Annotated in this window: 12 protein-coding genes; 7 read left to right on the top strand and 5 right to left on the bottom strand. The window is 64.9% G+C overall.

All coding sequences use genetic code 11. The features are described 5' to 3' along the window. Positions 1 to 81 precede the first annotated feature (81 nt). The 3 genes from QDT69_RS36185 (at position 82) to QDT69_RS36175 (ending at position 2,558) form a co-directional block, all read left to right on the top strand. The gene (locus tag QDT69_RS36185; RefSeq protein ID WP_021081912.1) at positions 82 to 447 is read left to right on the top strand and encodes a response regulator; all 366 of its coding nucleotides are present in this window, start codon (positions 82 to 84) and stop codon (positions 445 to 447) included. A 75-nt stretch (positions 448 to 522) separates the two neighbouring features. After that, complete coding sequence (locus tag QDT69_RS36180; RefSeq protein WP_279711240.1) at positions 523 to 1,689, top strand: chemotaxis response regulator protein-glutamate methylesterase; 1,167 nt, start codon at positions 523 to 525, stop codon at positions 1,687 to 1,689. After that, positions 1,686 to 2,558: a protein-glutamate O-methyltransferase CheR gene (locus QDT69_RS36175; protein WP_279711239.1), complete on the top strand. Its 873-nt coding sequence runs from the start codon at positions 1,686 to 1,688 to the stop codon at positions 2,556 to 2,558. Before QDT69_RS36180 ends, QDT69_RS36175 begins: the two co-directional genes overlap by 4 nt. A gap of 182 nt (positions 2,559 to 2,740) precedes the next feature. Here the strand turns inward: QDT69_RS36175 and QDT69_RS36170 are convergent, their stop codons facing one another. The 4 genes from QDT69_RS36170 to QDT69_RS36155 all read right to left on the bottom strand — a co-directional run bounded on the left by QDT69_RS36170 (position 2,741) and on the right by QDT69_RS36155 (position 5,105). Beyond that, complete coding sequence (locus QDT69_RS36170; protein ID WP_279711238.1) at positions 2,741 to 3,898, bottom strand: glutathionylspermidine synthase family protein; 1,158 nt, start codon at positions 3,896 to 3,898, stop codon at positions 2,741 to 2,743. A gap of 42 nt (positions 3,899 to 3,940) precedes the next feature. Further along, the gene (locus tag QDT69_RS36165; protein ID WP_279711237.1) at positions 3,941 to 4,153 is read right to left on the bottom strand and encodes a hypothetical protein; all 213 of its coding nucleotides are present in this window, start codon (positions 4,151 to 4,153) and stop codon (positions 3,941 to 3,943) included. A gap of 108 nt (positions 4,154 to 4,261) precedes the next feature. Further along, complete coding sequence (locus QDT69_RS36160) at positions 4,262 to 4,684, bottom strand: hypothetical protein (RefSeq protein ID WP_279711236.1); 423 nt, start codon at positions 4,682 to 4,684, stop codon at positions 4,262 to 4,264. Positions 4,685 to 4,700: 16 nt separating this feature from the next. Next, entirely contained in the window at positions 4,701 to 5,105 is a 405-nt protein-coding gene (locus tag QDT69_RS36155; protein WP_074132099.1) for a DUF350 domain-containing protein, read from the bottom strand. Between the two features lie 321 nt (positions 5,106 to 5,426). On the opposite strand from QDT69_RS36155, the gene QDT69_RS36150 reads away from it, so the two are divergent. Genes QDT69_RS36150 through QDT69_RS36140 form a run of 3 tightly spaced genes read left to right on the top strand, consistent with a single transcriptional unit; the run spans position 5,427 to position 8,493 of the window. Further along, positions 5,427 to 5,684 (top strand): hypothetical protein, encoded by a 258-nt coding sequence (locus QDT69_RS36150; protein ID WP_279711235.1) that lies wholly within the window; start codon positions 5,427 to 5,429, stop codon positions 5,682 to 5,684. 21 nt (positions 5,685 to 5,705) lie between these two features. Beyond that, complete coding sequence (locus QDT69_RS36145) at positions 5,706 to 6,893, top strand: hypothetical protein (RefSeq protein ID WP_279711234.1); 1,188 nt, start codon at positions 5,706 to 5,708, stop codon at positions 6,891 to 6,893. 10 nt (positions 6,894 to 6,903) lie between these two features. After that, positions 6,904 to 8,493, top strand: a complete 1,590-nt coding sequence (locus QDT69_RS36140; RefSeq protein WP_279711233.1) for a S53 family peptidase — start codon at positions 6,904 to 6,906, stop codon at positions 8,491 to 8,493. A 63-nt stretch (positions 8,494 to 8,556) separates the two neighbouring features. Here QDT69_RS36140 and QDT69_RS36135 read toward each other — a convergent pair whose 3' ends face one another. Beyond that, the gene (locus QDT69_RS36135; RefSeq protein ID WP_016848562.1) at positions 8,557 to 9,258 is read right to left on the bottom strand and encodes a response regulator transcription factor CtrA; all 702 of its coding nucleotides are present in this window, start codon (positions 9,256 to 9,258) and stop codon (positions 8,557 to 8,559) included. 367 nt (positions 9,259 to 9,625) lie between these two features. Here QDT69_RS36135 and fliI point away from each other — a divergent pair, with 367 nt between their 5' ends. Next, entirely contained in the window at positions 9,626 to 10,951 is a 1,326-nt protein-coding gene (fliI, locus tag QDT69_RS36130) for a flagellar protein export ATPase FliI (RefSeq protein ID WP_279711231.1), read from the top strand. Positions 10,952 to 10,990: the final 39 nt, after the last annotated feature.

Raw genomic sequence — 10,990 nt, 5'->3', positions numbered from 1 at the left:
GATGCCAAAGCGGCCTGAGACAGCCGCTGCAATTGAAGAAACTGAAACATCCCACCGGGGATGAGGAAGTAGAGGTCGCAGATGAGAACATGTCTTGTTGTCGATGACTCAAGCGTCATTCGCAAGGTCGCCCGCCGTATCCTGGAAGGGCTCGATTTCACGATCGTCGAGGCTGAGGACGGCGCGAAAGCGCTCGAGGCATGCAAGCGCGCGATGCCCGAGGCCGTGCTGCTCGACTGGAACATGCCCGTGATGGACGGCTACGAGTTTCTCGGCAATCTTCGCCGCATGCCCGGTGGCGATCAGCCCAAGGTCGTGTTCTGCACCACCGAGAATGACGTCGCGCATATCGCACGCGCGCTGCATGCCGGTGCCAACGAATACATCATGAAGCCGTTCGACCGGGACATCGTCACCGCGAAGTTCCAGGAAGTCGGGCTTATCTAAATCTACGTTCGATCCGGCGGCAGAAGCCTTCGGCTCAACGGTTGTTGTGCGTCGTGTTGCGTCGCTGGTGAAGTCATGAGTGTTGCGTTGACAAGTACTGCGGTTCCGACATCGACCCGGTCCGACAAGGTGCGGGTGATGGTGGTCGACGATTCCGTGGTGATCCGCGGGATGATCTCGCGCTGGATCAGCGCCGAGCCCGACATGGAGGTCGTGGCCTCGCTGCGCACCGGCCTCGACGCCGTCAACCAGCTCGAGCGGATCAATCCCGACGTCGCGGTGCTCGACATCGAGATGCCCGACCTGGACGGAATCTCGGCGCTGCCGCAGCTGTTGGCGAAAAAGCGCGATCTCGTCGTCATCATGGCTTCCACGCTGACCCGCCGCAACGCGGAGATCAGCCTGAAGGCGCTCTCGTTCGGTGCGTCCGACTACATTCCGAAGCCGGAGAGCACGCGCGAGGCCACCGCCGCCGAAACTTTCCGCCACGACCTGATCCAGAAGATCCGTCATCTCGGCGCCAAGGCACGGCGCAGCACGGTGCACACGACAGCGAGCCCGCCGCTCGCGCCCGGTCACGACAGACCGCGGACTTTCGCTCCTGTCGCTGCGCCCATCGCGCCGGCCCAGATCGCGCGCCGTTCGTTCGGCCTGTTGCAGCCGAAGGTGTTGATGATCGGCTCGTCGACCGGCGGCCCGCAGGCGCTGATGTCGCTGGTTGCCGAGATCGGACCGGTGATCGATCGCGTCCCGGTGCTGATCACCCAGCACATGCCGCCGACCTTCACCACGATTCTCGCCGAGCATTTGGCGCGCGCCAGCAAGCGGCCGGCGCATGAGGGGATCGACGGCGAGACCATCAAGCCGGGCCAGATCTATCTGGCGCCGGGCGGACGCCACATGCGCATCGTCCGCCACGGCGTCGACGCCACCATCGCGCTCGACGACGGGCCGCCGGTCAATTTCTGCAAGCCCGCGGTGGACCCGATGTTCGCCTCCGCGATCGATGTCTGGCAGGGCAGCATCATGTCGGTGATCCTGACCGGCATGGGCTCCGACGGCATGCGCGGCGGCAAGGATATCGTCGCCGCCGGCGGCAGCGTGATCGCCCAGGACGAAGCCACCAGCGTGGTCTGGGGCATGCCTGGTGCTGCGGTCAATGCCGGGATCTGCGCCGCCGTGCTGCCGCTCAATCAGATCGCCCCGAAGCTTGTTCGGGTGTTTGCGGGAGACCGTTCGTGACGCCGCTGGACTACGAGTATCTGCGTAAGCTGCTGAAAGAACGTTCCGGCCTCGATCTGTCGAGCGACAAGCAATATCTCGTCGAGAGCCGCTTGCTGCCTTTGGCGCGCAGGTCGAACCTTGCCGGCATTCCCGAGTTGGTTCTGAGGATGAAGGGCGGCGCCGAGATGCTGACTTCGGAGGTGGTCGAAGCGATGACCACCAACGAGACCTTCTTCTTTCGCGACAAGATCCCGTTCGATCATCTCAAGGAAGCGGTGCTGCCGGCGCTGGCACAGGCGCGCGCTGCGCGCCGCAGCCTGCGGATCTGGTGCGCGGCATCGTCGACCGGGCAGGAGCCGTATTCGATCGCGATGCTGCTGAAGGAAATGACCGCGCTGTTCAGCGGCTGGCGCATCGAGATCATCGCCACCGACCTGTCGCAGGCGGTGCTGGAAAAGTCCAAGGCCGGCCTGTTCAGCCAGTTCGAGGTGCAGCGCGGCCTGCCGATCCAGCTGCTGGTGAAGTACTTCACGCAGCAGGGCGAACTCTGGCAGCTCAACGCCGACATCCGCGGCATGGTGCAGCATCGCCAGCTCAATCTGCTGCAGGACATCTCGCATCTCGGCACCTTCGACGTGATCTTCTGCCGCAATGTGCTGATCTATTTCGATCAGCAGACCAAGGCGGGCATCTTCAGCAAGATCTCCCGGATGCTCGAGCCCGACGGCGTGCTCGCGCTTGGCGCGGCGGAATCCGTGGTCGGCATCACCAATTTGTTCAGGCCCTATCCCGACCGCCGCGGGCTCTATCAGCCCAGCACCGCTCCGGTCGCGCGCGCCGGCGCCGCGTTGCATGTGCTGAAGGCGGTCGCGTCCGCTGCGCGGTGAGGTCAGCTCTCTTGCGTTCAACATCTGGCTAGGCTTCTCCCCGTCATCCTGAGGAGCGCGCTTTTGCGCGCGTCTCGAAGGATCGACGGCCACCAGCCGGGCCGTGCATCCTTCGAGACGCCGCTTCGCGGCTCCTCAGGATGACGGTGAAAGAACTGCGCTCGCTCTAACTGTTCTCGCCGCTACAAAATCGCGTGGGGCAGGAAGCGCGAGGTGTTGCCGGTGATCGGATTTTCATCTTCGCGAATCGAGAGTCCGCAAGGCGTGTGGTCGACCAGCCAGCTTCCGAGCACCGGATACTGTCCGGAAAAATTCGGCAGCGGCGCGAGCGCCTGGCGGATGAAACCTTCGGCGCCGTAGGGACCTTGCTCGGCGACCAGCGTGATGCCGGCGCTGACCAGTTCGACATTGGCGCCTTCGCGCGAATAGATCGGCTTGCGCACGAAGGAGCTGCCGAGCTGGGCTGCCTGCGGGTCGTCATCGAAATAGGCCGGCAGCAGATTGGGGTGGCTTGGGAACATCTCCCACAACAGCGGCAGGATGCCCTTGTTGGACAGGATCGCCTTCCACGGCGGCTCGATCCATTGCGTCGGCGCCGAGCTGAGGTTCTTGCCGAATGCGTCGTGAAACATCCACTCCCACGGGTAGAGCTTGAAGGCGAGCGCGATCGGGCTTTCGTCGAGGTCGACGAACCGGCCATCATCGCGCAGTCCGATCTCCTCGATGTCGAGCAGCGTGGTCTTCAGCCCGGCTTGCGCCGCGGTGTCCTCGAGATAAGCGAGCGTGCCGGCGTCCTCGGCATTGCCGGTCAATCCGGTGAGATGCAGCGGATGGTTGGCGCCGATGGTCTTCCAGGCCTCGATCAGCCGCTCATGGATCGAGTTGAACTGGTCGGCGCGCTTGGGGATGATGTTGCGTTGGATCGCCTGTTCGAGCCAGGTCCATTGAAACACCGCCGCCTCGAAGATCGAGGTCGGCGTGTCGGCATTGTATTCGAGCAGCTTGGCCGGGCCGCTGCCGCTGAATTTGAGGTCGAGCCGGCCGTAGAGGCTTGGATCCTTGCGGCGCCAGCTTTCCGCGATCAGGTCCCAGAACGCCTGGGGAATCTTGAGCCGGCGCAGATAGCGCTCGTCCTTGACCGCGCGTCCGGCGAGCTCGAGGCACATCGCATCGATCTCGCCGGTCGGCGCCTCGATATCGCGCTCGATCTCGTCGAGCGTGAAGGCGTAATAGGCGCGCTCGTCCCAGTAACGTTCGCCGTCGATGGTGTGGAAGGTGAAACCGGCGCTCTCGGCGGTTGCCTGCCAATCGTCGCGCTCGGGACATGCGATGCGTTGCATGAAGGGGACCGTGATCTTCAGAAGATGTGTGTCAGCCTCGGGTCAGCCACCGCCATGCGAAAGCTCGCCGCGAGCGAGCGCGCGCGGCGCATCGCCGAAGCCGCCGGAGGGGTACACTTGCTCGGGCTTTCGCCTTTCTCCGTGCCTCGCATGGTGGTGATGATTGCGAGCATTGCCTGGCGTCAGGCCGATCGACGCTGCGCCGATCGCGACGCTTCCCATCAATTTCAGCCAAACGCGGCGCGAGCGCTTCATCGACGCGATCCCTGCCTTCTGCCCTGCCGTTTGCGGAGCCGCGCCGAGTTTCCATCAGCCCTGATCGCCGGGCAAGTGAAAGCACGTGACGACGCGCCAAAGTGCTCATCAGCTACCGCCGAAGCCGAATGCATGCGCAAACGAGCCGAAGCCGCCGCGGCTCACCGATGAGCTTGACGACGAACTCGAGGAGGATGAGGAGCCGCCCGACGACGAGCTGCCGCTGTAGAAGCTGCTGCGCGACGAGCTGCCGCCGCCGCCGCTGCCGCCCGATCCGGACGACGAACTGCGCTGCGTGCAATCGGCGCCGGGTTGCGGGACGGCCGGCGCGGTGACGCCCGGCGGCGTCGGCGGGATCGGCTGGCAATTCTGACGCGGCATCAGCGCGTAGGCGCCGCCGCCGACCGCGAGCGTGCCCATCATCAGCAGCGCGACATGGTTGGAGCGCTTGGAGGGCGGATCCTGCCGCGGCGGCATCGCCGGCACCACCGGCCGCCGCTTGCCGAATTCCGGGTTGGGTTTGCGCGCCATGGTTCGGCTCGATGGCTCAGTAGATCATGCAGGCCGCGTTCAGCGCACCTGCGGCCAGTGAGGACAGCCCGAGCCAGATCGCCGCCGCCATTTCGCCGGAGGCGATCCGCGCCGACAGGTTCGGCACCGGGATCTTCACGATGTAATAGACGATGATCTGGACGATCAGCGCGATGATGCTCCAGATCAGGCAGTCGATCACATTGGCGGAGTGGGCGATGGCGCTGACGACCGGCAGCACGAAGCCGAGCAGGCTGAGGCCGAGCGCAATCGCCGCCGCGGAATCATTGTCGCGGATCAGCTGGAATTCGTCATGCGGCGTGACGCGGGTGTAGACGAAGAGGTAGGCGACCACGGCGATCAGCGCCGTGCAGAAATAGACCAGGAACGCCGGCAGGCCGGCGAGGGATTGCAGGATCATGTGATGCGCCCGAACAGCCCAAAAAGCGCGATGAGATCAGGTTGAATTGTCATCGCGCTTTTGCTCGTTGTTTGAGCATGATCTTTCCGGAAAACCGCTTCGCACTTTTCCGGATCATGCTCCAGATGGTCATCCTATAGCTGATTGGTCGCGGTTCGCGAAGCTCCGGTTCGATCCGGCCGCCGGCTTGTGCACCGGCGTGCGCCGACGGCCGCCAGAAATTGCTGCGCCGGTGTGAGCCGCTTCACAGCGGTCTTTGCGATAGCCGTCTATACGATATGCAACCAGAAGTGCATATCGCGAATGGGCTCGGTGATCCCGATGACGACCAGTTTCGGCAACGACATCCTGCCGATGTTTCGACCGGGCGACATCGCCTGCATGACGCCAAAGGGCGTTCGGCTCGGCGACGCCGACTGGATGGGTGACCCGTCCGGCAATGACGATTTTGCCGATCACGCCAACGCGCGCCGTGTCTTCGCCGCGCTGTCGTCCGGCTTCATGCCGCCCGGTCACCGATGGACGCAGGACTCGCTCGATCTCTATGCGAGCTGGATGGGAGACGGCTTCCAACCTTGAACCTCAATGTGGAGAGCAAAGATGAGAAGGTCGATCGACACGCTGCTCGTCTGTGGTCTGTTTGTGCTTCCCGCCGTGCCGGCCGCGGCGCAGTCGCCGCCGAATCCTGCGATGACCGCGCCGGATCAGGTCGCCTGGCAGCTCTTCATCCAGGCCAATACCCGTGCCGGCGGCAGCAATTCGACGTTCGAGACCTGGGCGAGCGATACCGACCTGTTCCAGCCCAACCCGCAGTTTCCGGCCGCCGCGACGCCGCCGTCGCTGCGCCCGCCGATCTTGCCGCAGGTGGCGCGCGAGGGCGTGCAGCAGAGCGGCGGATTGCTGCCGGCGCTGCCGCCGGGCGCAGCGCAAGGGCAGATGGAGGAAACGCGTCACAACAAGGCGACGTTCGACTTCATCGTCCAGAACAACCTCTACAAGCTGTCGGGCGTGAAGGCCGCATTCGGCAAGACGCTGTCGTTCCCGGTGGATTCGATCGAGGTGAAGGGGAATTGGGTGCCGGTCAGCGACATTCCGCAATTCACCAACAACAAGGTGACGGTGGCCCAAGTGCCGCAGCTCTATCACGTCAACAGTGCGGCCGGCGTGCAGTACGCCCTGGTCTCGATGCATGTGATCAGCAAGCAGGTGCCGAACTGGACCTGGGCGACGTTCGAGCACCGCTTCAATCCGGGCCGCTGCGACATCATCGGCTGCCGCGATAGTTTCGGCGCGCAGACCGCGTTCGTGCCGTCGAACCGGACCGCAGGCCAGGGCTATCCGGATTGCGTGAAGACGCCGGCGCTGACGGCGATGCTGTCGAGCGCGGACATCGATCCCGTCTACAACAATTACTGCCTGAAGGGGTCGCAGGTCGATTTCGTCGACAATGCCGGGCTCGACATCAGGGTCGGCAATTCCGTCACCGAGGACGGCTTCGTCGCGACGTCGTCCTGCATCACCTGCCACGGCCGCGCCGCCTTCAAGGCGGACGGCACGCCGGCGTCGCAGGCCGGGTTCCTCTCGTTCGGTCCGAATGGTCCGGTCGCTCCGCTCGGGCCGCTGCTGCCCGAATGGTACTGGAAGTTCTCGAGTCAGCCGCCGATCTTCGAGGGCAAGCCCGGTCTCACGCGGATCGCGACCGCGGCGGACTTCGTCTGGTCGATCCCGTTCTGCGCCTATGACGATACGCAAAGTCCGGTGCAGCCGACGCCATGCGCCGGGAAGTGAGACCGGACTGATGGCCGGCTCGCACGAGCGCAGGATTCCGCTTGCGGGCAGCAACCGCGCCGCGCCCGATGGCGCGACGCTGGTCGGCGATGTCGATCCGAACGAGCGGATCTCCATCGTGGTCTATGTCAAGCGGCGCACCCCGGACAAGTTTCAGCCGGGCAGCGCCGGTGATCTGGCCCGGCTCGCCAAACCGGTCACGCGGCATCAGCTCGCGACCCAGCGCCACCGCAGCCATGCCCGCGCCGCCGCGCGGATCGCTCGATTGGCGGCGGAGAGGGGACTGAGCGTCCTCGGCACCGATGTTGTCGCGCGCACCGTCATGATTGAAGGCACCGCAAGGCAGATGGCCGAGACCTTCGGCGCAACGCTTCGGATCTATCGTGACGGCCAGCGCGAATTTCGTGCGCGGGTCGGCGGCCTGACGGTGCCGGCCGAGATCGCGCCATGGACCCGCGCCATTCTCGGCTTCGATCAGCGCCCGCTCCGGACCACGAAGCCGCCGCTTGTGCAGGCCCGCGCCGACATGGGAAGCGACAGCGGGTTGTGGCCGACCGACATCGCGGCGCTCTACGGCATTCCGCTGGACCGCGACGTGTCGTCGATCTGCGTCGGTATCGTCGCGCTCGGCGGCGGCTATCTGCAGAGCGATCTCGCGATGGCGCTAACCGGCATGAACCGGCAGCCGCCGGTCGTCGTCAATGTGCCGCAGACCGGTAACGACAGCGGTCTCGGCACCAACGATGTCGCCGATCAGGAGCTCGCGCTCGACCTCCAGGTGCTCGCCGGCCTGCTGCCGAAGGCCAGGATCGTGGTCTATTTTGCCGAGAACTCCGCCGCCGGTCTCACCGACGCGATCCATCAGGCGGTGTTCGATGAAGTGCATTCGCCGCAGGTGATCTCGGTCAGCTGGGGCAGCGCCGAGAAATTCTGGACCGAGCCGGGGCGTGATGCGATGCAGGCGGTGCTGGCCGATGCCGCGCGGCTGCGCGTCAGCGTACTGTTCGCCTCCGGCGATCAGCTGGCGACCAGCGGCCTGACCGACGGCAAGGTCCATGTCTGGTTTCCCGCCTCGAGCCCCTATGCGACGAGCTGCGGCGGCACGCAGCCGGCGCTCGCCGCGGGCAACGGGTCGGCCGGAGCTGAGGCGGTGTGGAACGCCGGCGCGATCGGCACCGGCGGCGGCATCAGCGATGCGTTTCCCGTCCCCGACTATCAGTCGCATCTGACGCTGCCGAAGTCGCAGAACGACGGCGCGATCCGGCGCGGCGTCCCGGACGTTGCCTGCGCGGCCGCGGCAAGCCCGGGCTACCGCATCATCGTCAACGGGCAGGCGATGGCGATGAGCGGGACCAGCGCCGCGACACCGCTATGGGCCGCCCTGGTCGCGATTGCGATCGCCGCACGCGGCGAGCAGATCGGCTTGCTCAATGCGGCGCTTTACGCCAATCCCGGCGCCTTCCGCGCGATCGAGCAGGGCAACAACCGCGTCGGCGGCAAAGGCTACGATGCCGGCCCCGGCTGGAGCGCCTGCACCGGGCTCGGCGTTCCCAGGGGCGCGGATGTTCTCACCGCCCTGGCCGCGGTCCCGGTGGCGTAGCCCTCCCAAAAACAAAAACCCCGCCATTTGCGGCGGGGTTCATGAGGTTTGCTGCAGAAAGCGTCAGGCGGGAATGCGCTCGTCGGCCTCGTGCGGCTCGCGCAGCACGTAGCCGCGGCCCCACACGGTCTCGATGAAGTTGCGGCCCTCGGAGGCGTTGGCGAGCTTCTTGCGGAGCTTGCAGATGAAGACGTCGATGATCTTCAGCTCCGGCTCATCCATGCCGCCGTAGAGGTGATTGAGGAACATTTCCTTGGTGAGCGTGGTGCCCTTGCGGAGCGAGAGCAGCTCCAGCATCTGGTATTCCTTGCCGGTCAGGTGCACGCGCTGACCGCCGACCTCGACCGTCTTGGTGTCCAGGTTGACCACGAGATCGCCGGTCTGGATGACCGACTGGGCGTGACCCTTGGAGCGGCGGACGATCGCGTGGATGCGGGCGACCAGCTCGTCCTTGTGGAAGGGTTTGGTCATGTAGTCGTCGGCGCCGACGCCGAGACCCTTGACCTTGTCCTCGATGCCGGCGAGGCCGGAGAGGATCAGAATGGGAGTCTTGATCTTCGAAACCCGGAGCTGCTTGAGCACGTCGTAGCCGGACATGTCGGGCAGGTTGAGGTCGAGCAGGATGATGTCGTAGTCGTAAAGCTTGCCGAGATCGACGCCTTCCTCACCGAGGTCCGTCGTGTAGACGTTGAAACTCTCGGATTTGAGCATCAATTCGATCGACTGCGCGACGGCGCTATCATCTTCAATCAGCAAAACGCGCATGCCAGTCCCCTATAGTCGCCGCTCCGGGCGTCAGGTCGGCCGCACTTGCGGCACTCACAAAACGCCTTTGAACAACTGATTCGGATCCTGACGAGATATGGTTAACAAAAACTGATTCCTCGACGCAAGCTCTAACCGTGCAATTTTTGTCGAATCGCCCTAAGATATTGCGTAGAAGAAGCTTTTCCTAACCGCGCTCGTTCAGTTTCCACATTAAGAGACGGGCCTAACCGACTCTCGCGACTCGCCCTTCTTCTGATGGGCAAGCGACCTCAGTCACCAAAGACAGTGACGCAATGATTAATGATGCGGGTAAACACGAAGTTAAGCGGTTGGAGCAAAATCGCGGAAACTTAAGGTTTTCGCAATGAAGGCCCTCGCGGAGCAGATCGGCGACATCGACGGCGTCAATATTTATGGCCGTGTCGTCGGCGTCCGCGGGCTGATGGTCGAGATCGCCGGCCCCATTCACGCGATGTCGGTCGGCGCCCGCATCGTGATCGACGTCGGCGCCGGACGCTTCATCCCGGCCGAGGTGATCGGCTTCTCCGGCGAGAACGCGGTAGTGATGCCGTTCGGCGGGCTCGAGGGCGTCAGGCGCGGATGCCGCGCCGTCATCGCCAATGCGGCAAGCCAGGTGCGGCCGTCGTCGGCCTGGCTCGGCCGCGTCGTCAATGCGATGGGCGAACCGATCGACGGCAAGGGGCCGCTGCCGCAGGGCGCCTCGCCGATGTCCTACCGCAACTCGCCGCCGCCGGCGCATTCGCGCAGGCGCGTCGGTCCGCCGCTCGACCTCGGCGTCCGCGGCCTCAACACTTTCCTGACCTGCTGCCGCGGCCAGCGGCTCGGCATCTTCGCCGGAAGCGGCGTCGGCAAGTCGGTGCTGCTGTCGATGCTGGCGCGCAACGTCGATGCCGCGATCTCGGTGATCGGGCTGATCGGCGAACGCGGCCGCGAGGTGCAGGAATTCCTCCAGGAGGATCTCGGCGAGGAGGGGCTGGCGCGCTCGGTCGTGGTGGTCGCCACCTCGGACGAGCCGGCGCTGATGCGGCGCCAGGCGGCGTACCTCACGCTCGCCATTGCGGAGTATTTCCGCGACGAGGACCAGGACGTGCTGTGCCTGATGGACTCGGTGACGCGCTTTGCGATGGCGCAGCGCGAGATCGGGCTCTCGGCCGGCGAGCCGCCGACCGCCAAGGGCTACACGCCGACCGTGTTCACCGAACTGCCGAAGCTGTTGGAGCGGGCAGGGCCGGGCACCGGCGCCGGCACCATCACCGCGATCTTCACCGTGCTGGTCGACGGCGACGATCACAATGAGCCGATCGCCGACGCGGTGCGCGGTATCCTCGACGGTCATATCGTGATGCAGCGGGCGATCGCCGAGCGCGGCCGCTATCCCGCCGTCAACATCCTGAAGTCGGTCTCGCGCACCATGCCGAAGTCGGCCGACCCCGGCTTCCTGCCCTTCATCAACAAGGCGCGGCAGGTGATGGCGACCTATGCCGACATGGAAGAGCTGATCCGGCTCGGCGCCTACCGGCCGGGTTCCAGCCCCGAGGTCGACGAGGCGATCCGGCTGCATGAGCCGCTGGAAGGCTTCCTGCGCCAGGCCAAGGACGAGGCGACCAGTCTCGGCGACGGTTACCGGCAACTCGCTCAAATCCTGTCGGGTTTGGAAACGGAACGCTAACTTTGTCAGGCCATCATCCCCGGCACACCATAGCTATGC

Origin of the sequence: Bradyrhizobium sp. CER78 (assembly GCF_029846235.1) — a bacterium.
Lineage (GTDB): Bacteria > Pseudomonadota > Alphaproteobacteria > Rhizobiales > Xanthobacteraceae > Bradyrhizobium.
The sequence above is the reverse complement of the archived record's forward strand: the minus strand, read 5'-3'. Positions and strand labels throughout refer to the sequence as shown.